We start from the raw sequence: 24,043 nt of genomic DNA, 5'->3' as shown, positions 1-24,043 counted from the left end.
CCGCGTCCCCTTCTTCCATGGCCGACCGGTTCGGCGCACTCGGCAGGGAGCAGCGCATCCGCCTGATGCGCCGTCTGCTGGAGGCCGGGCGGGCCCGTGAGATACCCGCCGTCATACCGCCGCGCGACCCGGCCCGCCGGGTGCCGCTGAGCCCCGCGCAGCACGACCTGTGGGTGTACGACTCGCTGTATCCCGGCACCCCCGCGCTCAACCTGTGCGCCGCGTACCACTTCGAGCAGTCCGTCGATGCGGCACATCTGGAGGCGGCGCTGACGCTGATCCAGCGTCACCACGACATCCTGCGGACCCGGATCGTGACGGACCCGTCGGGCGAGCTGCACGTCGAGTTCCACGACGACGCGACCTTCGATCTGGAGCGCGAGGATCTGCGGGGCACCGCCAGGACGATCGACGAGGCCTTCGAGACCTTCCGCAGCCGCCCCTTCGACCTCGGCCGGGACAAGCTGATCCGGGCCCGGTTCGTCCGGGTCGACGAACGGCGCTCCACCCTGATGCTGAGCCTCCACCACACCATCAGCGACTGGTGGTCGTTCGACGTGCTGCAGAACGAGTTCGCGCAGGTGTACGGAGCCCTGCGCGACGGCCTGGAGCCGCCCATCACCCGGCCCGCCGTCCAGTACGCCGACTTCTCGTGCTGGCAGAGCGAGCTGGAGGAGTCCGGGGTCTTCGCCAGTCGGCTCGACTTCTGGCGGCGTTATCTCGCCGACCCGCCCGGTCCGCTCACCGTGCCGGGCGGCACCGCCGTCACCGAGGGGGGCGGGATCGCCCAGGTCCCCTTCCGCATCGACGCGCAGACCACCGCTGCCGTGCGGGCCCTGGCCCGGGAGCGTGGTGCCTCCGTCTACGTCGTCCTGATGGCCGCCTTCGCCGTCCTGGCGCACCGGGTCAGCGGCGCCGACGACCTGGTGCTCGGCACACCCATCGCCAATCGCGCGGCCAAGGGCCTCGACCGGGTCATCGGGTATGTCATGAACGCCGTGCCGACGCGCTGGAGGGTGACGCCGGAGCGTTCCTTCGCCGATGTGCTCGCCGGGTTCGCCGTCGACTTCCCGGATCTGATGGCCAACTCGGACGTGCCCGTCGGCCGGATCGTGTCGGCCGCGGCGCCCGAGCGCAGCGCGGGCCGGGCCCCGCTGTACCAGTGGGTGTTCATGCACCTGACGCAGCAGCCCAGCGTCTCGGTGATGAAGGAGTTCGCGGAGCCGGAGCGCATCCACACAGGCGGCGAGCACGACCTGGTCGGCGTGGTGAAGGACAGCGGTGACGGCATGGAGGGCAGCTTCGGGCTGCGTACCGATGTCTTCAGCCCCGAGACGGTGGCCCGCTGGACGCAGTGCTACGTCGAGCTCCTGCGGCAGATCACCGCCGACCCCACCGCCCTCATCGGGGACATCGACCTGGTGCCCCGTGCCATGCGCGGTGAGCTGCTCTCCGGATCCGCCGGGCCCGCCGCCCCCGCCCCCCTCTCACTGCCCGAGCTGGTGGCGCGGCAGGCGGTCCGCACGCCGGACGCGCCGGCCGTCGAGTCCCCGGGGCACACCCTGAGCTACGGCCGGCTGGACGACCGGGTGGCACGGCTGGCGGGCAGGCTCGTCCGTCTCGGGGCCGGCCCCGGGCGGGTCGTGGCCCTCGCCCTCGCCCGCGGCAGCGACTGGCCGGTGGCGGCGCTGGCCGTCCAGCGGGCCGGCGCCGCCTATCTGCCCCTCGACCCCGCCCACCCGGCCGAGCGGCTCCGCCGGGTCCTGGCCGAGGCCGCGCCCGTGCTGCTCGTCACCGAACCCGGCGCCGCGCCCCTGGGGACCGGGCTGCCGACCCTGGTTCTCGACGAGGACTCCTGGTCCGGGGAGCCGCTGCCGCCCGGCGGCCCGGCACCGCACGATGTCGCCCACGTCATCCACACCTCCGGCTCCACCGGCACCCCCAAGGGCGTGGTGGTCACCCACGCCGGTGTGGCCGCGCTCACCCGAAGCCTGGTGGACGGCATCGGACTGGACGCCGACAGCCGGGTGCTCCAGCTCGGGCCGCCCTCCTTCGATATATCCGTCGGAGAGCTGTGCCTGGCCTTCGGTTCCGGCGGAACCCTGGTGCTCCCGCCCCCGGGTCCGCTCGTGGGCGAGACCCTCGGGACGGTACTGACCGAGCGGCGGATCTCCTGCGCGTTCGTCCCGCCGTCCGTACTCGCGACCGTACCGGCCGGAGCACATCCGGATCTGCGTGCCCTGGTCGTCGGCGCGGAGGCCTGCCCGCCGGAGCTGGTGGCCCGCTGGGCCACCGCGGGGCGGCGCTTCCACAACGCCTACGGGCCCACCGAGTCGACCGTCGTGTCCACCGTCTCCGGACCGCTGGAGGCCGACGGCACGGTGCCGCCCATCGGCACACCGGTGGCGGGCACCACCGTCTATGTCCTCGACGAGCGGCTGCGTCCGGTACCGGCCGGGGCGGGCGGTGAGCTGTACCTGTCGGGTGCCGCGCTCGCCCGTGGCTACCTGGGCCGTGCCGCGCTCACCGCCGAGCGGTTCGTCGCCGACCCCTACGGTCCGCCCGGCAGCCGCATGTACCGCACCGGCGACCTCGCCCACCGCGACGACAACGGCCGCACCTACTACCTCGGGCGCGGCGACGAGCAGGTGAAGCTGCGCGGGCTGCGGATCGAGCCCGGCGAGGTCGCCGCCGCGCTGGCGGAACACCCCACCGTGGGAAGGGCGGTGGCCGTCGTACGCCAGGACCGGGCCGGCGGCGCCCAGCTCGTCGCATACGCGGTGCCCGCGCCGGGCTCAGAGATCGACGAGGGCGCGCTGCTGCTGCACGCCTCCGGGCGCCTGCCCGCGGCCATGGTCCCGGCCGCCGTGGTGGCTCTGGACGCGCTGCCGCTGTCGTCCCACGGCAAGCTCGACCGGGACGCCCTGCCCGCGCCCGCGCCACGGACCTCGGACACCGTCCGGCTCCCCGGGTCGGCGCGTGAGGAGATCCTCTGCGGGCTCTTCGCCGAGCTCCTGGGCCTCGAACAGGCCGGTACCGACGACGACTTCTTCCGGCTCGGCGGCGACAGCATCATGGCGATCCAGCTCGCCGCCAGGGCGCGGGAGGCCGGGCTCGTGCTCTCGCCGCACGACGTGTTCACCGTACGCACCCCGGCCCGGCTGGCCGTGCTGGCCCGCACGCCCGACGGCGGCGCCCCGGAGCAGGAGGACACCGGAACCGGGCGACTGCCCCTCACCCCGGTGATGCAATGGTGGCGCGAACAGGTCCAGGACACCGCGACGTTCACCCAGTCCATGCTGTTCCCGCTGGCGCCCGGCACCGGACTCGCGGCGATCCGGGCGGCCGTCTCCTCGCTCCTCGAGCGGCACTCCGCGCTGCGGATGCGCCTGGTGCGCGGGGACGACACAGGCTGGGAGCTCCAGGTGCCCGAGGAGAGCGGGCCCGTCGACGCGGCGGCCGTCCGGGTGGCCGTTCCGGCGGACGCCGATCTCCACTCCCGGGCGACGGAGCTGGCGCGCACTCTCGCCCTGCGGCCCGAGCACGGCGAAATGGTGCGGGCGGTCTGGCTCGACCCCGGCCCCGGCCGGCCCGGCGCGCTGCTGCTGACCGTGCACCACCTGGCGGTGGACGGTTTCTCCTGGCGGGTGATCGGCCAGGAGCTGGCCGCGGCGCTGGACCGCGGCGCCGAGGGCGCGGCCGCGCCCGCCCGGAGCGCCTCGTTCACCCGGTGGTCCCGGCTGCTCTCCCAGGAGGCCGGGCTGCGGCTCGGTGAACTCCCCTGGTGGGAGCGGCAGCTGGCGGACGGCACGGCGGGCCTGGCCGACGGCCTGGGGTCGGACGGGCAGCGCGAGACCTTCACCTTCGAGCTGGACCCGGGGCTCACCCGCAGTGTGCTCGTCACCCTGCCGGGCTCCTTCAACTGCCGTCCCGACGCGGTGATGCTGACCGCGCTGACCGCGGCGGCCGTCCAGCGGCGGGGCACCGGTTCCGCGCTCGTCGTGCATCTGGAGGGCCACGGGCGCGAGGCCGTCTCCGCCCAGGTCGACGTGTCCGGCACCGTCGGCTGGTTCACCACGCAGTACCCGGTCCGTCTGGACCTCGGTGCCGCCAGGGTGACGCCCGGCGGCCGGCCCGGTGAGGCCCTGAAGTGCGTCAAGGAGCAGCTGGCGTCGGTGCCGTCCGGCGGGCTCGGCTGGGGTCTGCTGCGCTACCTCGACCCCCGGACCGGCCCGGCACTCGCCGCGCTCCCGGCCCCCGACGTCCGCTTCAACTATCTGGGCCGGTTCGCCGCGGGCGACGCGGCGGGCGGGCGGCTGCTGGAGCCGGGCCCGGACGCCGTGCCGCTGGCGCACACCCTGGAGGTGGACGTGCTGGCCCGTGAGGAGAACGGCGAGCCCGTTCTGGAGGCGAGCTTCTCCTACCCTTCGGGGGTGCTCACCGCGGACGAGGTGCGCGCACTGGCCGGGGCGTGGTCCGAGGCTCTCGGCGTCCTCGCGGACCACTGCGGGCCGGACGACGGCGCCGTCCACACCCCGTCCGACTTCCCGCTCGTCGACCTCACCGGCGACCAGCTCGAACTGCTCGGACAGGACATGGACTTCGGCGACCTCGACGCCGGCTTCGACGACTCCGGCTCCACCGACGGCGAGGGGGAGCGACGATGAACGCGCGCATCGCGGACGTACTGCCGCTCTCCCCGCTCCAGGAGGGCCTGCTCTTCCAGGCCGCCCGGCAGACCGAGGGACCCGACCCCTATCTGGTGCAGGCCCGGTTCCTGACCGGCCCCTCGGTCACCGGGGAATCGGTACGGGCAGCGGTCACCGCGCTCCTGGTCCGGCACCCGAATCTGCGCGCCTGCTTCCGGCACGAGCGCCTGGACCGGCCGGTCCAGGTCGTGCCCGAGGCGGTCCGGGTGCCGTGGAGCGAGGCGGATCTGACCGGTCTCGCCCCGGACGCGGTGCGTGTGCGGACCGACGAGGTGCTGCGCGAGGACGCGGCGCTCCGCTTCGACCTGGCCCGCCCGCCGCTGGTGCGTGCCACGTTCCTGCGGAACGACACCGGCGCCGAACTGGTCGTGTCCTTCCACCACATCCTGCTGGACGGCTGGTCGATGCCGGTCGTCGAGCGGGACCTCGCCGCCCTCGTGGCGGGCCGGCCGCTGCCGCCCGCCGCGCCCTACCGGGACTATCTGGTGTGGCTGGGCGGCCAGGACCGGCACAAGGCGGAGGCCGCGTGGTGCGATTCGCTGGAGGGGCTGGAGCGGACCGCGCTGCCGGCCCCCGCCGGACCGGACACGGCACCCGACCGTTCACAGCTGTGGCTGTCCACCGGCCTCACCGAGCTGCTGGTCCGGAGGGCCGCCGAAACGGGCGTCACCCTCAACACCCTGGTGCAGGTGGCCTGGGCGCTGGTCCTGGCCCGGCTGACGGGCTCCCGCGACCTGGTCTTCGGCGCGGTCGTCTCGGGGCGCCCGCACGACCTGCCGGGCGTCGAGTCCATGGTGGGCCTGTTCATCAACACCCTGCCGGTCCGGGTGCGGCTGCGGGACGGCGAGCGGGTGGAGGAACTGCTCCTGCGGGTCCAGGAGGAGCAGTCCCGGCTGCTGGAGCACCACCACGCCCGCACCGCCGAGGTGCAGCGCGCCGTGGGGGCCGGTGAACTGTTCGACTCGGTCGTCGCCTTCGAGAACTTTCCCCGGGGTGCCGGGAACGACGACGGCCCCGGCACCGTCCGCCTGGTGAAGGTGACCGACGCGACGCACTACCCGGTCACCGTCGCGGCGGTCGCCGAGGACCGGCTGCTGCTGTCGGTGAGCTGCCGCCGGGGCATCTGCGCCGACGCGGTCACCCAGCGCCTGGCACACGTGCTGGAGCAGCTGGCCCGCTCTGCGCGGACACCGGTGGACGACATCGACGCCCTGCCCGCGGCGGAGCGGCAGCGACTGCTGGCCCTGGCCGACGGCCCGGCCCGGACACCCGCCGAACCCGCCACCCCGGCCGGGCGGTTCGCCGCCCAGGCGGCCCGGACCCCGAACGCACCGGCCGTCGACACCGACGGCGAGCTGCTCAGCTACGCCGGGCTCGACGCCGCGTCGGACCGGCTGGCCGGCCGCCTCGTCCGGGCCGGTGTGGCACCGGGGCACACCGTGGCCCTGCTGCTCCCCCGTTCGGCGTCCGTGGTCGTGGCCCAGCTCGCAGTCCTGAAGGCGGGTGCCTGCTGGCTCCCTCTCGACCCGGCTCAGCCTCAGGAGCGGCTGGTCCGGCTGATGTCGGCGGCGGCACCCTCGCTCGTCCTCACCGCGGGGACGGGTCCGGCTGCCGCCCGGCTGCCCGCCGGTACCCCGGTGCTCGACGTCACCGAGGAGTCCGGGGACGCGCCGTTCGAGGCCGTTCCCGCCGATCCCGGGGCCGCCGCCTGTGTGATCTACACCTCCGGCTCCACCGGGGAGCCCAAGGGGGTGGTGGTCCCACAGCGGGCGATCACCGAACTGGCCGTCGACGCCCGCTTCGCCGGCGGTGCCCACCACCGGGTGCTGCTGCACAACCCGTACACCTTCGACGCCTCGACCTACGAGGTGTGGGTCCCGCTCCTGAACGGCGGGACGGTGGTCGTCGCTCCCGCCGAGGCGGTCACTCCCGACCTGCTGGAGCGGGTGGTCCGGGAACGGCGGGTCACCGCGCTGGTGCTCACACCCGAACTGCTGCGCACCGTCGCGGAGATCGCTCCCGGGTCGCTGTCCGGGCTCCGTGAGGTGTGGTCCGGCGGCGACGTCCTCGCACCCGACACCGTGCGCCGGATCCGGGAGCACTGCCCGGACACGGCGGTCGTCAACGGATACGGCCCCACCGAGACGACGGTCTTCGCCACCGCGCACACCGTGTCGCGGGATTCGGCGGGGCACCCGGGCGCGGTCCCCATCGGGCGCCCCCTGGACAACACCCGCGCCCATGTCCTGGACGCCCGGCTGCGCCCCGTCCCGGCCGGCGCCACCGGGGAGCTCTACCTCGGCGGCAGCGGGCTCGCCCAGGGCTACCTCGGGCAGCCGGTGCCCACCGCGGAGCGGTTCGTGGCCGATCCGTACGGGCCGCCGGGCAGCCGCATGTACCGCACCGGGGACCTGGCCCGCTGGACCCCGGACGGCTTACTGGAGTTCGCGGGCCGGGCCGACGACCAGGTCAAGGTGCGCGGTTTCCGCGTGGAGCCCGCCGAGGTCGAGGCCGCGCTGGCGGGCTGCCCCGGCGTGGCGCGGGCCGTGGTCGGTGCCCGGCGGGACGCGGCGGGCGGCAAGCTGCTGGCCGCCTGGCTGGTACCGGCCGAGGGCCAGGGCGGGGAGGAACAGTGGCAGCGGACCCTCGCCCGGGTGCGGGAGCATGCCGCCGGGCAGCTGCCGGCGCACCTGGTGCCTTCGCTGTGGGTCCGGATCGACGAGGTGCCGCTCACCCGCCACGGGAAGGTCGACCGGGCCGCGCTCCCCGAACCCGGCCCCACCGGGGAACCGGCGGCCCACCGGGCGCCGCGCACCGCGCGCGAGCGGGAGCTGTGTGCACTGTTCGGCACGGTGCTCGGGATCCCCGCGGTCGGACCCGACACCGACTTCTTCCTGGCCGGCGGCCACTCACTGACCGCGCTGCGCCTGAAGTCGAGGATCGAGACGGTCCTCGGCGTACGGATCCCGGTCTCCGCCCTGTTCGACGCGCCGACCCCGGCCGCTCTCGCCGCCCGGCTCGACGCGCCGCAGTCCACGAACGGCCCCGCTCCCCGGACACCGCTGCGCGCCACCCGCGAGCGCCCCTCGCCCGCGAAGGCGTCCGGCGAGCCGCACCACAACAGCCTGGAGCCGGTGCTGACCCTGCGAACCGGATCCCACCGCGCCCCGCTGATCTGTGTGCACCCGGGGCTCGGTCTGAGCTGGTCGTACGTGAACCTGCTGCCGCACCTCGATGCGGCCCGCCCGGTACACACCCTGCAGAGCCCGGCGCTGCTGAACGGCGTCGGCCTGCTCCCGTCCACCATGGGCGAGATGGCGGAGCAGTATCTGCGCCGTGTGCGCGAACTCCAGCCGCACGGACCGTATCTGCTGATCGGCCGGTCCTTCGGCGGTGCGCTCGCCCATGAACTGGCGGTGCGGCTGCGCCGGGCCGGCGAGGAGGTCAGGATGCTCGCCGTCGTGGACGCCATGCCGATGCCGGAGGAGATCAGACGCACCCCGCTGGACCCCGCCGCCGTCGAGGACGAGATGCTGCGCATCCTGCTCCACTCACACGCCCCGGAACTGTCACTCCCTGCCGGGCAGTTGGAGCGGTCGGCGGTGTTCGCCGCAGCCCGTGACGGGGCCTTCGACGGCCTTTCGGTCGCGCGTCTGCACAACCTCGTCGACGCCGGGGCGCACCACACCAGGCTCGTACGGGAGTGGTGCCCGTCCCCCTACGACGGGCGGACGACGCTCTTCTCGGCGACGCACGACGCGTGGCCGACCACGGCCGAGAAGACCGGGGCGTGGCAGGGCGTGACCGCCGCGCTCGATGTGCACGAACTGGACTGCGGTCACAGCGACGTACTCACCCCGGGCCCGGCGGCCGAGATCGCCGCGGTCCTCGAAACCGCCCTCCGAGGGGACTGAAACCCATGACTGTCGACGCCGTCGATCTCATCGACCTCTACGCCGCGGAGGGCGTGGGGAACGAGGAGTACGAGTTTCCCGCCTCCGACGCCCAGAGCCGCCTGCTCGTCCTCGACCAGCTGAATCCGGGTTCCCCGCAGTACAACGTCCCGGTCGCCTTCTCGGTGCACGGGCCCTTCGACACCGCCGCGTTCGGCCGCGCGCTGGACGCGCTCGTCGACCGCCACGAGGCGCTGCGTACCGTGTTCCGGACCGCTGAGGACGGCACTCCGGCCCAGCGCGTCTCGGCCGTCGGGCGCGTGCCGCTCACGGTCCACCGGAACGTGCCCGCCGGCCGTGCGGACGACCTGGTGCGCGCCGAGGCCGCCCGTCCCTTCGACACCGCCGAGGGGCCGCTGCTGCGCTGCACCGTGTACGCCGTCGACGACGGCAGCCACCGAGTGCTGCTCGTCGCCCATCACCTGGTCTGCGACGGCTGGTCGCTCGGCCTCATGCTGGAGGGGCTGTCCGAGGGGTACCGGCACGAGGCCGGGGGCCGGGCGTACCGGCCTGCCGAACTCCCGCTCCAGTTCCCCGACTACGCGGCCTGGCAGCGGGAGCGCGCCGCCGACGGGGTTTTCGAGGCGTCCGTGGAGCACTGGGTCGGCCTGTTGCGCGGCGCGCCCACCACCATGGAGCTACCGCTGGACCGTCCGCGTCCGCCGGTCCGCACGGCGGCCGGGGGCACCGAGCGCTTCCTGCTCGGCCCGGAGATCAGGGAACGCCTGGCCGAGGTGGCCGCGACCTCGGGCGCCACCCCGTTCATGACGATGTTCGCCGCGTACGCCGCGTTCCTCTCCCGCCTCTCGGGCGGCGAGGACCTGGTCATCGGCTATCCGGCGTCCGGGCGCGAGCGGCCCGAACTCCATGAGATGGTCGGGATGCTGACCAACACCCTGGCGATGCGCGTGGACCTGTCCGGCGACCCCTCGCTCGACGAGCTCACCCGCCGGGTCCGGGCCTCGATGCTGGCGGCGCAGCCCTACCAGGACGCGCCGTTCGAGGCGGTGGTCGACGCCCTCGCCCCGGTCCGTGAGACCAGCCACGACCCGGTGGTGCAGGTGGCACTCAGCTACGAGGACGAGGCCGCGCCGGACCTGGCGCTGGCCGGCGCCACGACCGAACGGCTCCCCCTGACGCTGGACACCGCCAAGTTCGACTTCCACCTGTTCATGGAGCGGTGGGGCGCCGGGCTCGCCGCCCAGTTCATCTACCGCAGCGACCTGTTCGAGGCCGGAACGGTCCACCGCTGGACGGAGAACTTCCGCACGCTGCTGGCCGGGCTCCTCGCGGACCCGTCCGCGCCGCTGTCCACCGTGGAGCTGGTGCCGGCCGACGAGCGCCGCCGGATCATCGCCGGCGCCGACCGCCTCGCCCAGGCCGCGCCACTGGACCGCCTGGTGCCCGATCTGATCGCCGACCGGGCCGCCGAACGCCCCGATGCCACGGCCCTGGTCTGCGGCGACCTCCGCCTGAGCTACGCCGAACTGCTCGCCAGGGCCGACGCGCTGGCCGCCCGGCTGCGCGCCGCCGGGGTGCGGCCCGGCTTCCGGGTCGGTCTGCTGCTGCCCCGCTCGGCCGACCAGGGAATCGCGGCGCTCGCCGTCCTGCGCGCGGGCGGCGCTTACGTACCGCTGGACCAGGCCCACCCGGAGGCCAGGCTCCGCCACATGGTGGGGAGTTCGGGCACCGGGCTCCTCCTGACCTCCCGGGAGACCGCGGACAAGGGCGAGAGCCTGGCGGTGCCGTGCATCCGGGTCGACCGCCCGGCCGTCACGGACCCGGTCGTTCCGGGAGCCGTCACGACCGGTGGGGCACCGGGCCCCGAGGACCTTGCCTACGTCCTGTTCACCTCGGGCTCCACCGGCGTTCCCAAGGGCGTCGCCATCGAGCACCGGGCGCTGATCAACCTCACCCGGGCGGTCCGGCACTCCTTCCCGGTCCACGCCGACGACCGGGTGCTGCAGTTCGTGTCGTTCGGCTTCGATGTCGCCGTGTCCGACCTCTTCTTCCCCTGGGTGGCCGGAGCGGAACTGCACATCCCGCGCGAGGACGAGCGGATCGGCGAGGCGCTCCTGGAGCGGCTGCGGGACTCCCGCATCACCTATGTGTTCCTGCCGCCGTCCGCCGCGATGCTGTTGCCCGACCTGACCGGGCAGCTGCCCGAGCTGCGGACCGTCGCGGTCGGCGGCGAGGCGTGCCCGGCCGAACTGGTCGAGCGGCTGAGCGCGCCCGGACGGCGGATCGTGAACGCGTACGGGCCCAGCGAGGTCACCGTCTACGCGACCACCGGGGACCTCACCCCCGGTGAACCCGTGGTGCTCGGCGGCGCCGTCCCCGGGGCCCGGGTCTACGTCCTCGACGAGCGGCTCCGGCCCGTCCCCGCCGGAGTCGCCGGTGAGATCTATGTGGCCGGTGCCTCGCTGGGGCGGGGCTACATCGGCCGGCCCGCCCTGACCGCCGAACGGTTCGTCGCGGACCCGCACGGCGCACCGGGCACCCGGATGTACCGCACCGGCGACCTCGGCCGGATCGACGCGCACGGCCTCATCCACTACCTCGGGCGCTCCGACCTCCAGGTCAAGCTGCGTGGCGTACGCGTCGAACTCGGCGAGATCGAGACGCTGCTGGCGGGTGCGCCGGGCGTCGCCCTGGCGGCGGCCACCGTCCGCGGCACGGGCACCGCCCAGCGGCTCGTGGCGTATGTCGTGGGCCGGGACGGGGCGGCGCCGCCGGACGCGGAGCTGCGCGCCCATCTCGCCCGGCGGCTGCCGGGTTCCATGGTGCCCGAGGTGTTCGTGCGCCTGGACGAGATGCCGCTCAGCAGCAACGGCAAGATCGACCGGGCCCGGCTCCCGGAACCCGCCACCGTGCGGTGCCGGCCGGACGGCTCGACCACCGTCGCGGGCACCGCGACCGAGCGGCTGGTGGCCGGTCTGTGGGCCCGGGTGCTCAATCTCGAACTCGTCGCCGTCACCGACCACTTCTTCGACCTGGGCGGCAATTCGATCCGGCTGCTGAGCGTTCTGTCCGCCCTGCGCGACCTGGGGACGTACGGCGAACTCAGCCTGGTCGACCTGTTCCGTCATCCCACCGTCAGCTCCCTCGCGGCCTTCCTCGACCGGGCTGCCGCCGGAACTGCCGCCGAACCTCCCGCCGACACGGCCGCCGCGCGCGGCGGTGACCGGCACGCACGACGCACCGCCGCAGCCCGTCGACTCAGCTACCGGAAAGGCTCCACACGATGACCGAGAACGCCAGCGCCGCCGAGCCCCTCGCAGCCGACTCCGCGATCGCGGTCGTCGGGATGAGCGGCCGATTCCCCGGGGCCCCCGACCTGGACACCTACTGGCAGAATCTGCTCGGCGGGCTCTGCTCGGTGACGGATTTCACCGAGGAGGAGCTGATCGCCGACGGCGCCGACCCGCAGGAGGTGCGCGGCCGCGACTACATACCGGCCAAGGGCCATCTCGCGGACGCGGACCTCTTCGACGCGGAGCTGTTCGGCTTCAACCGCACCGAGGCGGCGGCCCTCGACCCGCAGCACCGGCTGCTCCTGCAGACGGCCTGGTCCGCGCTGGAGAACGCCGGCCGCAGCCCGCGCGGCGGCACGGCACGTACCGGCGTGTACGTCGGTGGCGGCCCCACCGAGCACATGCTGGCCGCGCAGACCGATCCGCGGCTCGCCGCGTCCATCGGCGCGCTTCAGGTGCGCATCCTCACCGACCGCGAGTTCCTCGCCCCGTGGATCTCCTACCGGCTGGGCCTGGAGGGCCCGAGCCTGACGGTGCAGACGGCCTGCTCGACCTCGCTGACGGCGGTGCACCTTGCGGTGCAGTCCCTGTTGCTCGGCGAGTGCGACACGGCGCTGGCCGGAGGCGTCGCCGTCGACACGGTGCGCAAGCGGGGCTACGTCCACCAGCAGGGCGGCATCTACTCGCCGGACGGCCGCTGCCGGCCCTTCGACGAGCGGGCCGGCGGCACCGTGCCGGGCAACGGGGTGGGCGTGGTCGTGCTGCGCCGGCTGTCCGACGCGCTCGCCGACAACGACCCGATCCGGGCGGTCATCCGGGGCAGCGCCGTCACCAACGACGGCGCGACCAAGCCCGGGTTCACCGCGCCCGGCGTCGACCAGCAGACCGCCGCGATCGTGGAGGCCTGGGCGGCGGCCGGTCTCGACCCGGCCGACGCCCAGTACCTGGAGGCGCACGGCACGGCCACCGCGCTCGGCGACCGCATCGAGGCGGCGGCGGCCGCCGCCGCGTTCAAGGGCGCGCTCGGCACCGGGCGGATCGGGATCGGCTCGGTGAAGTCGAACATCGGCCACCTGGACGCCGCGGCGGGCGTGGCCGCACTGATCAAGTCGGTGCTCATGCTGGAGCGCGCCACCCTGGTGCCGAACGCCGACGCCGGCCGCCCGCACCCGGAACTCGGCTTCGACGAATCGCCGTTCCACCTGATCGAGCGGCCGGCCGCCTGGCCGGAGCCCGAGCACGGTCCCCGGCGGTCCGGGGTGAGCTCGGTCGGCATCGGCGGCACGAATGTGCACGTGGTCCTGGAGGAGGCTCCCCGGCGCACCGATGCCGGGGCACCGGAGGCCGAGGGCGCGCCGGAGGTCCTGCTGCTGTCCGCCCGCACCCGGGAGGACCTCTCCGCGCTGGCCGGCCGGCTGGCCGGGGCGCTGCGGGATCCGGGTGCCCCGTCCCTCGCCGACACCGCGTACACGCTGTGCCAGGGCCGTACGCCGATGGCCGTGCGCGGCTATGTACGGGCCGGGGACCGGGCGGGAGCGGCGGAGCTGCTCGCCGAACTGGCCTCGGGCGGTGCGGTGGCGCTCGGCGGACCCGACGCGCTCGGCGAGGCCTGGCTGGCGGGTGAGCCGGTGGTGCGAGAGGGCGACGGCCGGCGGGTCGCGCTGCCGTCCTACCCCTTCGCCGGCGAGAGCTACGGCGCGTACTGCCTCGGCCCCGTCGCACCGGCCGAGGAACAGCCGGGGCAGGGCGGCGATGCCGCCGGCCTGGAGCAGGGCGTACGGGCTCTGCTCGCCGAGGCCCTGGGCCTGGCGGACGCCGACGACCCGGAGATGACGTACTTCGCGGCCGGTGGAGACTCACTGACCGCCGTCCACCTGGTCGGCTGCCTCCGGGACGACTTCGATCTCGATGTCCCCATCACGCTGTTCCTGGAGCAGCTGACACTGCACGAGATGGCTCGCCGGATCGTGGCGACCGGGGAGGGCGACGACTCCCTCGACGCCCTGCTCTCGGAGTTCGAGGCGGAGTGAGCGTGGCAATGGCACAGGGCTCGGGCCCCGCCAAGGGGGCCGGGGCCCAAGCCCTGTGCGGTGCGTGGTGTCAGGCGACCGTGCGGGCCGCTCGACCGGACACGTGCGCGGCGACGAGATCCGCGACGAACGGCAGATGGTCACTCAGGAAGAAGTGTCCGCCGGGCAGTACATGCCGCTCGAAGGGACCTTCGGTCTCCCGCTCCCAGGCCTGTACGCCCTCGACGGAGACCCGGGGGTCGCTGTCCCCGGTCAGCGCGACGACCGGGCAGTGGAGCGGCGGCCCGGGAACGTAGGTGCGGGCGGACAGCATGGCGTAGTCGGCGCGCAGCGGCGGCAGCGCGAGCTGGAGGATCTCCGGATGCGCCAACAGCGCCTCGTGCGTGCCGGAAAGCAGTCGCATCTCCCCGATCAGGTCGTCGTCGCCGGGCGGTTCGGGCAGCCGTGAGCGGCGCGGCAGCGAGGGGCCCTCGCTGCCCGAGACGAACAGCGCCGCGGGCGCCCGCCCTTCGGCCGCGAGCCGCCGTGCCGTCTCGAACGCCAGGAGCGCGCCCATGCTGTGGCCGAACAGCAGGAGCGGCCGGCTCCCGCTCGGGGGGAGCGAGGCCAGCACCGCGTCCACGACAACGCCGAACCGTTCGGCGAACGGTTCGGCGATGCGGTCGTGGCGGCCGGGGTACTGCACGACCAGTGCCTCCACCGTCCCCGCGACCTCGGTCGCCAGCGGGGTGTAGCCACTGGCCGAACCACCTGCGTGCGGGAAGCACAGCAATTGCGCCCCGGCTTCGGGGTCCGGGCGGAAGCACCTTATCCAGTTGTTCACGACATCCCTTCTCTCGTGTTCTCGGTTCGGTCCGTGACCGAATCCGTGAACGTCTCCGCTCACTGTTCGGCGGCGATCCAGCTCTCCAGCTGTTCACGGGTGGTCGCCGGGTCCGCGACGAGAACGGCGAGTTCGTCGTCACGGGGTTCCAGGGTCGTCAGGGCCGGGCAGCGGTGGCAGGCCTCGACACCGACCTGGTTCCACCACTTGCAGTGCGGGCGGAGGTGGCACCGTGGCACGGCGGCCGGGCCGGGCTCGGCCGGTACGGTCGTGATCCGTTCGATCAGCCCGCAGGCCTCGCCGACCCGGTTCGCACAGTCCGACACGCAGTGCGAGGCGAACCGGAGCACCCGGTTGGGGGCGATCCCCTCCGGAATGCTACCGAGAACATCGGCGGCGGGTACGGGTTCGGCCAGGTAGACCACCTGATCGTGCTCCCCGGACCGCACGCCGAGGACGACGGTCTCCGGGCGGCTCGCATCACCGCTCGGACACCATCTGAGGGGGCTTTCCTGCCCGTCCCGGGCACGGTCCGCAGTGCTGTCCACGGTGCTCACCTCCGGTTCGTCAGCAGGAACGCTGAGCTGTCGAGTTGACCACCATGCCGCCGATGACTCCGTCGGTGACGGCGCCCTTCTGCTGCTCGGCGGCGACCGCCTGGGCGATGCTTCTGGCGAGCTGCTCCTGGTTGGTGATCCGCTGTGGACGCTCGGCTGCCGAGGCACCGGTGGTCCCGCCGACCGCGACGAGACCGGTAACGAGGGCCGCGGCAGCGGCCGCCGTACGCATGCTGTTGTTCATCCCTGTCCTCCATGGCGTCGGTCATCGCTTACGGGAGTCGACGGTAGGGTCCGGGTGCCGCCGCGATCGGCAGTTCCGGCGGCGGCTTCGGGGGCGCTTGGCGGGGCCGCCTGGAGGACCTCGTCCACGAGGGTGTCGACCGCGGCGAGTTCCGCAGCGACGACCCGTATGTGACGACCACCCAGATCCTCGTGGTCATCGACGGTCTCGGCGCACACGCCAACACCGCGAGGCAGGACCGTCCCGAGGCCGTTCACCCGCATGGCGGTCAGCACGGCCGAACGCGAACTCGGCCTGGAGAGCGGCACACTCACCGGGCGCGCGGCTGCGCTCGATGTCAGCGGTGGTTCATAGACTCCCGCCATGAGTGAACTGGTGAACGAAGACGTGTCGGACCGGACCGGATCCCGCGCGGTGACCGGCCGGCCCCTGCCCATCGACATGAAGGTGGCCCGCCGGGTCGCCGAGGCGATGCGGTCCGCCGCGTCCAAAGCCTTCGAGGCCGCCGGGGTTCCGGACGCAAGCGGCTGGCTCACGGAGCTCGTACAGCCGGAGTTCGGCAGCTTCCAGGAGTTCGTCGCCGGGCTCCGGAACGACGCCGATTCCGATCATGTGCCGCTGATACCGGAGCTGTGCGCGGGGATTCTCGGTGACGACGCCCGTACGGACCGCGCCCTGGCCGGTGACCGGCAGGCGGACGCCCCGTTCTTCCACCACGGGGATCTCGTGGTGCGGGGGCATCTGGACATCGCGGCCCCGTTCGTGGTCACCGGCTCGTTGACCGTCGAAGGCTGCCTGGCCGACTGCGGCCCCGACTCCGTCGTCGCGGTCGGCGGTGATGTGACGGCACACGCGGTGCACACCGACGGCGAGATGTCCGTCGGCGGCGACATCGCGGCCGAGGTGGTCTACGGCCACTACAACGACCACACGCTCCAGGCGGCCACCGTCCGCGCCCGGCTGGTCATCGAGGACGACCACTGCACGATCGCCACGGTGGAGGCGGACACCCACTTCGACCTGGACGACTACCAGCAGGGATACGGCGAGGGCGTGCAGGAGCGGCTGCGCGAGCTCCTGGTGGACGAGGTGTTCAGCAACGAGGAGGACGAGGAGCAGTTGGACCAGAGCCTGCTGTTCGACCGGATGCGCGAGGGGCTGCCGGTCTTCCGCGCGAAGAACGCGTAGCGACGCGGCGGCTCTCCCGGCCCCGGGACGGTGACGCCTGAGGCGTGTTTCGAAAGCAGCGTCGTCCGCCCGGACGCCCACGCCCAGGCGGGACTTTCGAAACCCACCCTAGGAGCACAGCGCCGTCACGACTCTGCTGCGGAGCAGTTCGTACTCCTCGCGGAGCCGCACGATCTCCGCGGGCCGTTCGATCACGTCCCCGCCGACGACCATCTCCTCGGGGGCGAACTGCTCGCGGGTCAGATCGACCTCGATCCCCATGCCCAGACGGTTCCACCAGTGGTAGTCCACTCGCTCACCGTCGACATGGACCTCGCCGCGGATCAGATCACCGCCCAGCAGATCGTGCACCACCAGGGCGGTGACACCGCACTGGTCCCGCGCCGGATTGTCCGGGGTCCAGTCCGGACGGTGCTCCGGCGTCGTGGTGTCCGCGCCCCAGCCGTTGCGAATGGCCTGCTCAAGTTCGTGGAAGTTGCTCAGTGTCATGCCGCTCAGCCTCGCAGACGCCTCTGACAATCCTCCCGGCCGCTCATGCCGGTGCCCGGATCTGCCGATGAGGGGGTGGTCGTCGTCCATCCGCCGCGGTGCCGCCCACGGGGCTTCCCGGAGAAGTCCCCGGGCTTGAACACGGGGGGCCCGCTGCGCGTACCCCTGGGCGACGACCGAAGTCGTGAACACTGCGGAAGGGAAAAACAGTATGAGCACATCGCGGAACAACGAAGGACGTCCCGGGCGCCGGGCCGTCGTCGTCGCGGCCGGAGCCGCCTCGGTGGCCGCCGTACTCACCGCCTGCGGCAACCAGAAGGAATCGGCCGGTTCGAATGTGTCGGATGTGTCGGATGTGGTCGAACCGGCCGGCGACGGAATGGACACCGGCGGCACCGCACTGGCGAAAACCGCCGACATCCCCGCAGGCGGCGGGAAGGTCTTCGCCGACCAGGGCGTCGTGGTGACGCAGCCGAAGGCCGGCGAGTTCAAGGCGTTCTCGTCCAGCTGCACCCATCAGGGATGCACGGTGTCTCGCGTCGTGGACGGCACCATCGACTGCCCGTGTCACGACAGCAAGTTCGACGCTTCGACGGGCGCCGTGACAGAAGGCCCCGCCACTCGGCCGCTGCCCGCCGTGAAGATCACGGTCACAGGCGACTCGATCGCGCTTTCGTCCTGACCGCCTCGTCCGGGACCGGGTCCGCGCCCGGCTCCCGGAGGGCGCCCCACCACCACGCGCACGCACATCGACGAACTGACCCGCGTGAGCCAGGAGGCGATCCACGACACCGCTGTCGAGGCGGTCCAGGCCGTGGCCGGACGCGCCGCGACGGGTCGACCGCCTCCGATGCAAGGGAGGTTCGGGGTGGGCGGGATCTCCGGATCACGGCTCAGGAACCTCCCTTGCGGGGCGCCCGGTTCAGCCAGCAGCCCAGTACGTCGTCCGTGTTCGTGATGGTGGCGACGAGGGCGAGCGTGTTGCGGATCACCGCGGGGGTGTAATCGGCCGGCACCCCGGCGATGGCATCGGACGGCACCACGGCCGTGTAGCCGAGATTCACCGCGTCGAACACGGCGTTGGGGACCGCGACATTGGCCGAGACCCCGGTGACGACGAGCGTGCGGCAGCCGAGGTTGCGCAGCAGCGCGTCCACATCGGTGCCGGCGATGGGCGAGAGACCGTGCAGCCGGCGTACGACGAGATCCTCGGCGGCCACTTCGATCGGTGGGGCGATGCGCACCGCGGTGGTGCCGGAGTGCTGCTGCACGGGCAGCCGGCCGGCGGCCCGGAAGAGCCGGGCGTTGCTGTTGGCTCCCCGGCCGTCGGGGCGGCGTTCGGCCACCGCGTGCAGCACCTGGACCCCGGCCTCGTGGGCGGCGGCGACCAGCCGGGCGACCCGGTGCAGGGCGCCGGACGACCTGGCTTCCTCGGCCAGTTCGGGCAGTGCACTGCCGGGGCCGACGACCCCCTGCTGGCATTCGACCGTGAGAAGCACGGTGGTGCCCGGATCAAGCTGCTCGGCGAGCTGACTCCTCGACGGCACGGCTGCCCCTTTCTGTGGCGGACCGGGCGCGAGAGGCTAACCGCCATTGCGTGATGAGGGAAGAGACCCCATGATTTCTGACACATAGTCAGCAAACTGGAGGGGGCGCCCCATGGCCACTCAGCGACGGGGCCGTCGGATCATGATGACGGACGCCGAACGCGACACCTATCTCGGCGAGCAGCGCACCTGCCGGGTGGCCACCGTTGCCGACGACGGCCGTCCGCACATCGGCGCCCTCTGGTTCGCCTGGGACGGAACCTCGCTGTGGCTCTACTCGATCACCCGCAGTCTGCGCTGGTCCCAGCTGCGCCGCGACCCGAGGATCGCGGTGGTCGTGGACGACGGCGTGGAGTACGGGGAACTGCGCGGCATAGAGCTCTCCGGCGAGGCCGTCCCGGTGGGCGAGGCGCCCCGCACCGGCGGGCCGTGCCCCGAACTCGTAGCGCCGGAGGCGCTGTTCGCGGCGAAGTACTTCGGCATGGACACCATGCCGCACGACGGCCGTCACGCCTGGCTGCGACTGACGCCACGGGCCATCACCTCCTGGGACTTCCGGAAGCTCGCGGGATCGTTCACCACCTGAGAGCCGCCCGCCCTCGCCCATGTCGGCCGGAGAGGCTAAGAGCCGGATCTCGCCCACCATCTCGCCGCGTTGTGTCACCTGCCTCGTCCCGGTCATCGCCACCGCTGCCGGGGTGGTCTTGCTCGGCGAGCAGCTGAGCTGGAACACCCCGGTGGGAGCCCTCGTGGTGCCGGCGGGCGCCGCGCTCGCCCAGAGCAGGCCCCGACGGGCGGGCCGGACCTCCGGCGACCGGGCCGGGACCGGGGATCACCCGTAGTTCAGCGGCTTCATCGGTCCCGCCGCTGCCGCCACCGCATCCGCCAGCGGCCCGATGTCGGTCTCGGCGAGCGACGAGACGGTGAGCCGGATCCCCTGGGGCGCGGTCATCCGGAACCGCGCTCCGGGCGCCACGGCCCAGCCGGAGTGCAGCAGCCTCGCCACCGTGCCGGTCTCGTCTCCGACCGGCACCCACACATTCATCCCGCTGCGCCCGTGGGCCTCCACGCCCCGCTCCGCCAGCGCCCGCACGAGGCCGTCCCGCCGCTTCGCGTACGCCCGCGCCACCCGGGCCGGATCCACGGCGCCCGAGGCCCACAGGTGCACCACGGCCCGTTGCAGCAGCCTGCTGACCCAGCCGGGGCCCAGCCGCTGCCGCCCCGCCACCCGGTCGACCGTGAGCGGGTCGCCGGTCAGCACGGCGACCCGCAGGTCCGGCCCGTACGCCTTGGCGACGGACCGTACGAAGGCCCAGCGGTCCGTGGCGCCCGCCAGCGGATGGAGCGGCAGGTCCACGATGCCGTGCCCGTGGTCGTCCTCGATCAGCAGCACACCTCGGTGCGCAGCGAGAACTCCCCGCAGTTCGAAGGCGCGTCCGGCGCCGATCGCCGCACCGGTCGGATTCTGCGCACGGTCGGTGACCACCAGCGCGCGGGCACCGGCGTTCAGCGCGTGTTCGACGGCGTCGGGCACGGGCCCTTCGTCGTCGACCGCGACGGGCACAGGGCGCAGCCCCAGCGCCGGTACGAGATCCAGCAGGCTGCCCCAGCCGGGGTCCTCGATCGCCACCGCGTCACCGGGCCTGAGGTGCGCGACCAGCACGCGCTCGATCGCGTCCAGCGATCCGGAGGTCGCGGCCACAGGCCCGGCCGGCACCCCGTCCGCGTCCAGCGCGGCGCGGGCGAGCGAGGCGAACTCCGGGTCCACCGGCGCCTGCCCGTACATCCCGGGCTGCCTCTCGTACTCCCCCGCGACCGTCGCGAAGACTTCCCCCAGCGCGGGCAGCAGGCCCGGATCAGGGTTGCCCGCCCCCAGGTCCCGTACGCCCGACGGCGCCTCGACACGGAGCGAACCACGCGCCGTGCTCGCGGGGCGCGGCCGCACCCTGCTGCCCCGGCGCCCGGCCGTCTCGATCACCCCGCGCTCGCGGAGCGTGCGATAGGCAGCCGCCACCGTATTCGGATTCACCCCCAACTGCGCGGCCAACTCCCGTATAGGGGGCAGCACTCGACCGGGTTCGAGCTCACCGGAGCCGACTCCGCTCTCCACACTGGCGGCAATCTCCGATGCGCGCCGCCCAACAATCCGATACTCTCCTAGCACAAACAAGATTATGCACTAGTGCAATGGGGTACGCAATGTCGGACACCGCATCGCCGCAGACCACAGGCTCGGAAGCCGCAGCCGGATACGAGCCGACCGAGCGCACCGTGCCGACCCGTTCCCGTGAGAGGGCGGCATACGACCGGGAGTTGGTCCACTCGGTACTCGACGAGGCGTACGTCTGCCACCTCGGATTCGTCCGCGACGGCGCGCCCGTCGTCCTGCCGACACTCTTCGGCCGGGTCGGCGACCGGCTCTACATACACGGCTCGACGGGCTCCCGGCCGCTGCGCGAGGCCGGCCGCACCGACCCCGGGCTGCCCGTGTGCCTGACGGTGACGCATGTCGACGGGCTGGTGCTGGCCCGCTCCGCCTTCCACCACTCGATCAACTACCGCTCCGTGGTGGTCCACGGCATCGCACGCACGGTCACCGACCCGCAGGAGCGGCGGGCCGCCCTCGACGCCATCGTCGACCACGTGGTGCCGGGCCGCTCCGCCGACTCCCGGCCCGCCGACGAGAAGGAGCTGGCCGCGACCGCGGTGATCCGGCTGGACCTGCGCGAGGTGTCAGCCAAGATCCGTGCGGGCGGCCCCAACGACGAATCCCGCGACCTCTCGCTGCCCCACTGGGCGGGCGTCGTCCCGCTCGCCCGCGGCTGTGCGGCGCCGCTCCCCGCGGACGACCTCGACCCCGCGATCGGGGTGCCGGACTACATCACCGCGCTCTGACACACCGTGGGTACGGACGGGCCCGCCACCGGGCAACGGGTCCGCCCGCCCCGACAGTCAGGCCCCCGGCGCGCCCACGACCGCGACGGAGCGCCCCGGAGCCGGTCGCCGTCGTCACGCCGCGACCGGCCTCCGCCGCCACCTCGCATCCGGCCCTTGTCGTCACGTCGTGGCACGCCCGGCGGACAGCTCCCCCTCAGCGGCCGCGCGGTGGCCGTCCAGCCCTTCGACAACGACCGTTCCCGGCCCCGAAGCGACGGGACCCGAGGGCGTCCGCGGCGTCGACGACTGGGCGATGAAGGCACCGATCAGCACCATGGCACCGCCGATGAGCTGGGGCGCCGACAGGTGCTCACCGAGCATCACCCAGGCGAGCACGGTGGCGATGACCGCCTCAAGACAGGCGACCACACCCGCGACCGCGGGAGAGAGCAGCCGCACCGAGATCACCCCGGTGACGTAGGCGATCACGGTCGCCAGCAACACGATCCAGACGAGCAGCAGCCAGGCCGGAACATCCGTGCCGTCCATGTCGGCACTGCCGCCCAGGACCGACCAGTCCATGCCCCAGGGTCGAGCGACCGCAGTGAGAACGACCGCGCCGATCAACAGCCCGTAGGCGATGACACCGACCGGATTCGGCGGTTCGACGCCGTCCGCCCCGTCCGCACTCCCCTGGTCCGACAGGACGAAGTAGCCGACCTGACAGCAGGCGGCACCGAGCGCGAGCAGCAGTCCGGCCGCATCGAAGCTCAGCCCCGACCAGACCTCGACCACGCACGTCAGTCCGCCCACCGCGAGCACCACACCGGCCGCGGCCCGCCGGGTGACCGGTCTGCGCTGGACGAACCGGACCCAGCCGAGGACGAGCGCGGGCGCCAGGTATTCGACGAGCAGAGCGACGCCGACGGGGATGCGGGAGATCGCGGCGAAGTAGAAGGCCTGCACACCCGCGACGGCGAGCAACCCGAAGCCGAGCAGCAGGACCGGCCGGCTGCGCACCAGGTCCCGGTGGCGCCAGGCCACCGGCAGCACGACCAGGGCCGCGCCCGCCACCCGCAGCCACACGACATGGAGCGGATCGAGCCCTGCCTCGATCAGCGGCTTGGCCGCCACCCCTGAACCACCGAATGCGAACGCCGAGGCCAGGGCTAGTCCCAGGCTGGCGCTTCTCCCCTGAGACGCGTGCATCGGCCCATCATGACAGTCACGGTCAGCAGCGTCACCCCGGTCACCCCTGACTCGCTCGCCCCTGGAAAGTAGCGCCGTCTCAGCCTTCCCTGTCAGCCCGGAGAGCTGATCCGGCCGCCCGTACGCAGGCCACTCAGCCCCCGGTCTCCCCCGCACCCCGGCCGGCTGCATGCACGATCCGGGCGGCGAGCCGGTCCGCGTCGATCCCGCCCCGTACCAGCACCTCAACGGCCCGGCACTCGTGATCCATGGCCAGCGCCGCGAGCAGATCCAGCCCTCCGGCCCGAACGTCACCGCGCTTGTGCGCCCGGTCGAGCGCTCCGGCCATCGCCGAGGCGGCCGAGGGCGACCAGCCCTCCGCGTCCCGCGCGGCGGAATGCGGGGCCGGCAGGACCGGGACGGCACCGGAGTCCTCCACCGAGCTCTGCCAGCGGAGTCCGTATCCGATACTGCGCTGGACGAGATAGCCGAGCACCCTGGCCAGTTGGGGTCCCCCTTCGAAGGCCGCCCGCACCGCGGGGTCCGATTCGATGAGAGAGTGCAGCAGATGCGCGGTGTCGATCTGCCGGTCGCCGTCGCGCAGCGCACGCCTGCGGGCGCCCGTCACCACGGCGGCCAGCTCCACCGTGAGTCTGGCGTCGAGCTCGGCGCGGTTCGGTACGGGCTGCTGAGGAATCCGCGGCATCCGGTTGTGCACGCCTCTCACCCCATCAGTTGCACAGTGCCGGCACATCCCCGCAAGGACTCATCCAGGCATCCCACGCAAGTTGGGCACACCCGCACGGCCCCTCCTCCTTGCGGATGAGATCTCGCCATTTCCGGATCCGATTGGTGAAAAGGGCGCGCGCCGCCTTGCCACGCGCTCCCTGGGCAACCGGAAAGCCATTCCCGTACGTCCCACAGGCCACACCCATGCGACAGCCGGAAGGGGGACCGCGGACATGTCCTGGCTGGTCGCCCTGCCGGCTCTCGACGGGCGGGAGTACGTGTACCGGGTCCACGCACCGGCCGACGCACTGCGCGCCGACCTCTTCTGGGCCGCGTTCCACTGCCACGACGACGGCCCGCACCCGCGCGCCTTCGACCGGTTCGACGCCGCCCTGATCTGGCACGCGGAAGCAGAAGGAACCGGTCACACGGATCTGACAGTTCATCAGTATTGA

Annotated in this window: 17 protein-coding genes and 1 pseudogene; 10 read left to right on the top strand and 8 right to left on the bottom strand. The window is 73.2% G+C overall.

Annotation, left to right across the window (positions count from 1 at the left end; all coding sequences use genetic code 11):
- The first annotated feature begins 17 nt into the window (after positions 1-17).
- From ACWCQ6_RS22515 to ACWCQ6_RS22500, 4 genes are read left to right on the top strand one after another with little or no spacing between them, the layout of a single operon-like run.
- Entirely contained in the window at positions 18-4,667 is a 4,650-nt protein-coding gene (locus tag ACWCQ6_RS22515) for an amino acid adenylation domain-containing protein (protein WP_451091799.1), read from the top strand.
- Positions 4,664-8,623: a non-ribosomal peptide synthetase gene (locus ACWCQ6_RS22510; protein ID WP_451091797.1), complete on the top strand. Its 3,960-nt coding sequence runs from the start codon at positions 4,664-4,666 to the stop codon at positions 8,621-8,623. Before ACWCQ6_RS22515 ends, ACWCQ6_RS22510 begins: the two co-directional genes overlap by 4 nt.
- A gap of 5 nt (positions 8,624-8,628) precedes the next feature.
- Positions 8,629-11,910 carry a non-ribosomal peptide synthetase gene (locus tag ACWCQ6_RS22505; RefSeq protein WP_451091795.1) on the top strand — a complete coding sequence of 1,094 codons (3,282 nt, stop codon included), beginning with the start codon at positions 8,629-8,631 and terminating at the stop codon, positions 11,908-11,910.
- Positions 11,907-13,946 carry a beta-ketoacyl synthase N-terminal-like domain-containing protein gene (locus ACWCQ6_RS22500; RefSeq protein ID WP_451091793.1) on the top strand — a complete coding sequence of 680 codons (2,040 nt, stop codon included), beginning with the start codon at positions 11,907-11,909 and terminating at the stop codon, positions 13,944-13,946. The genes ACWCQ6_RS22505 and ACWCQ6_RS22500 overlap by 4 nt, the downstream gene beginning before the upstream one ends.
- Before the next feature lie 70 nt (positions 13,947-14,016).
- Here the strand turns inward: ACWCQ6_RS22500 and ACWCQ6_RS22495 are convergent, their stop codons facing one another.
- From ACWCQ6_RS22495 to ACWCQ6_RS22485, 3 genes are read right to left on the bottom strand one after another with little or no spacing between them, the layout of a single operon-like run.
- Positions 14,017-14,769 (bottom strand): thioesterase II family protein, encoded by a 753-nt coding sequence (locus ACWCQ6_RS22495; protein ID WP_451091791.1) that lies wholly within the window; start codon positions 14,767-14,769, stop codon positions 14,017-14,019.
- 59 nt (positions 14,770-14,828) lie between these two features.
- On the bottom strand, positions 14,829-15,317 hold the full coding sequence (locus tag ACWCQ6_RS22490) for a hypothetical protein (RefSeq protein ID WP_072488668.1): 489 nt from the start codon (positions 15,315-15,317) through the stop codon (positions 14,829-14,831).
- A gap of 19 nt (positions 15,318-15,336) precedes the next feature.
- Entirely contained in the window at positions 15,337-15,570 is a 234-nt protein-coding gene (locus ACWCQ6_RS22485; protein WP_451091789.1) for a hypothetical protein, read from the bottom strand.
- Positions 15,571-15,933: 363 nt separating this feature from the next.
- On the opposite strand from ACWCQ6_RS22485, the gene ACWCQ6_RS22480 reads away from it, so the two are divergent.
- Complete coding sequence (locus ACWCQ6_RS22480; protein WP_451091787.1) at positions 15,934-16,758, top strand: hypothetical protein; 825 nt, start codon at positions 15,934-15,936, stop codon at positions 16,756-16,758.
- 108 nt (positions 16,759-16,866) lie between these two features.
- On the opposite strand, the gene ACWCQ6_RS22475 is transcribed toward ACWCQ6_RS22480, so the two are convergent.
- On the bottom strand, positions 16,867-17,247 hold the full coding sequence (locus tag ACWCQ6_RS22475) for a YunG family protein (protein ID WP_451091785.1): 381 nt from the start codon (positions 17,245-17,247) through the stop codon (positions 16,867-16,869).
- A 211-nt stretch (positions 17,248-17,458) separates the two neighbouring features.
- On the opposite strand from ACWCQ6_RS22475, the gene ACWCQ6_RS22470 reads away from it, so the two are divergent.
- On the top strand, positions 17,459-17,929 hold the full coding sequence (locus ACWCQ6_RS22470) for a Rieske (2Fe-2S) protein (RefSeq protein ID WP_451091783.1): 471 nt from the start codon (positions 17,459-17,461) through the stop codon (positions 17,927-17,929).
- Positions 17,930-18,140: 211 nt separating this feature from the next.
- Here ACWCQ6_RS22470 and ACWCQ6_RS22465 read toward each other — a convergent pair whose 3' ends face one another.
- Positions 18,141-18,794: a cysteine hydrolase gene (locus ACWCQ6_RS22465; RefSeq protein WP_451091781.1), complete on the bottom strand. Its 654-nt coding sequence runs from the start codon at positions 18,792-18,794 to the stop codon at positions 18,141-18,143.
- A gap of 112 nt (positions 18,795-18,906) precedes the next feature.
- Between ACWCQ6_RS22465 and ACWCQ6_RS22460 the strand changes: the two genes are divergently transcribed.
- Positions 18,907-19,380: a pyridoxamine 5'-phosphate oxidase family protein gene (locus ACWCQ6_RS22460; RefSeq protein WP_451091779.1), complete on the top strand. Its 474-nt coding sequence runs from the start codon at positions 18,907-18,909 to the stop codon at positions 19,378-19,380.
- Positions 19,381-19,453: 73 nt separating this feature from the next.
- A pseudogene (locus ACWCQ6_RS22455) lies at positions 19,454-19,636 on the top strand (EamA/RhaT family transporter); the annotation flags it as partial.
- Here ACWCQ6_RS22455 and ACWCQ6_RS22450 read toward each other — a convergent pair.
- Positions 19,627-20,958 (bottom strand): aminotransferase class I/II-fold pyridoxal phosphate-dependent enzyme, encoded by a 1,332-nt coding sequence (locus ACWCQ6_RS22450; RefSeq protein ID WP_451091777.1) that lies wholly within the window; start codon positions 20,956-20,958, stop codon positions 19,627-19,629. The pseudogene ACWCQ6_RS22455 and the gene ACWCQ6_RS22450 overlap by 10 nt on opposite strands.
- A 35-nt stretch (positions 20,959-20,993) precedes the next feature.
- On the opposite strand from ACWCQ6_RS22450, the gene ACWCQ6_RS22445 reads away from it, so the two are divergent.
- Positions 20,994-21,689 carry a pyridoxamine 5'-phosphate oxidase family protein gene (locus ACWCQ6_RS22445; RefSeq protein WP_451091775.1) on the top strand — a complete coding sequence of 232 codons (696 nt, stop codon included), beginning with the start codon at positions 20,994-20,996 and terminating at the stop codon, positions 21,687-21,689.
- Between the two features lie 162 nt (positions 21,690-21,851).
- On the opposite strand, the gene ACWCQ6_RS22440 is transcribed toward ACWCQ6_RS22445, so the two are convergent.
- Together ACWCQ6_RS22440 and ACWCQ6_RS22435 are read right to left on the bottom strand one after the other, a co-directional pair.
- Positions 21,852-22,880 (bottom strand): EamA family transporter, encoded by a 1,029-nt coding sequence (locus tag ACWCQ6_RS22440; protein WP_451091773.1) that lies wholly within the window; start codon positions 22,878-22,880, stop codon positions 21,852-21,854.
- A 133-nt stretch (positions 22,881-23,013) separates the two neighbouring features.
- Positions 23,014-23,577, bottom strand: coding sequence for a Clp protease N-terminal domain-containing protein (locus ACWCQ6_RS22435; protein WP_451091771.1), 564 nt, complete (start codon positions 23,575-23,577; stop codon positions 23,014-23,016).
- 244 nt (positions 23,578-23,821) lie between these two features.
- Between ACWCQ6_RS22435 and ACWCQ6_RS22430 the strand changes: the two genes are divergently transcribed.
- Positions 23,822-24,043 carry a hypothetical protein gene (locus ACWCQ6_RS22430; RefSeq protein WP_451091769.1) on the top strand — a complete coding sequence of 74 codons (222 nt, stop codon included), beginning with the start codon at positions 23,822-23,824 and terminating at the stop codon, positions 24,041-24,043.

Source organism: Streptomyces sp. NPDC001880 (assembly GCF_053594575.1).
The sequence above is the reverse complement of the archived record's forward strand: the minus strand, read 5'-3'. Positions and strand labels throughout refer to the sequence as shown.

What these genes read in the sequence shown, in the direction of transcription:
- ACWCQ6_RS22515 (WP_451091799.1), top strand. Translation starts at nt 18, where the DNA reads ATGGCCGACCGGTTCGGCGCACTCGGCAGGGAGCAGCGCATCCGCCTG.
- ACWCQ6_RS22510 (WP_451091797.1), top strand. Translation starts at nt 4,664, where the DNA reads ATGAACGCGCGCATCGCGGACGTACTGCCGCTCTCCCCGCTCCAGGAG.
- ACWCQ6_RS22505 (WP_451091795.1), top strand. Translation starts at nt 8,629, where the DNA reads ATGACTGTCGACGCCGTCGATCTCATCGACCTCTACGCCGCGGAGGGC.
- ACWCQ6_RS22500 (WP_451091793.1), top strand. Translation starts at nt 11,907, where the DNA reads ATGACCGAGAACGCCAGCGCCGCCGAGCCCCTCGCAGCCGACTCCGCG.
- ACWCQ6_RS22485 (WP_451091789.1), bottom strand. Translation starts at nt 15,570, where the DNA reads ATGAACAACAGCATGCGTACGGCGGCCGCTGCCGCGGCCCTCGTTACC.
- ACWCQ6_RS22480 (WP_451091787.1), top strand. Translation starts at nt 15,934, where the DNA reads ATGAGTGAACTGGTGAACGAAGACGTGTCGGACCGGACCGGATCCCGC.
- ACWCQ6_RS22475 (WP_451091785.1), bottom strand. Translation starts at nt 17,247, where the DNA reads ATGACACTGAGCAACTTCCACGAACTTGAGCAGGCCATTCGCAACGGC.
- ACWCQ6_RS22470 (WP_451091783.1), top strand. Translation starts at nt 17,459, where the DNA reads ATGAGCACATCGCGGAACAACGAAGGACGTCCCGGGCGCCGGGCCGTC.
- ACWCQ6_RS22460 (WP_451091779.1), top strand. Translation starts at nt 18,907, where the DNA reads ATGGCCACTCAGCGACGGGGCCGTCGGATCATGATGACGGACGCCGAA.
- ACWCQ6_RS22445 (WP_451091775.1), top strand. Translation starts at nt 20,994, where the DNA reads ATGTCGGACACCGCATCGCCGCAGACCACAGGCTCGGAAGCCGCAGCC.
- ACWCQ6_RS22440 (WP_451091773.1), bottom strand. Translation starts at nt 22,880, where the DNA reads ATGCACGCGTCTCAGGGGAGAAGCGCCAGCCTGGGACTAGCCCTGGCC.
- ACWCQ6_RS22430 (WP_451091769.1), top strand. Translation starts at nt 23,822, where the DNA reads ATGTCCTGGCTGGTCGCCCTGCCGGCTCTCGACGGGCGGGAGTACGTG.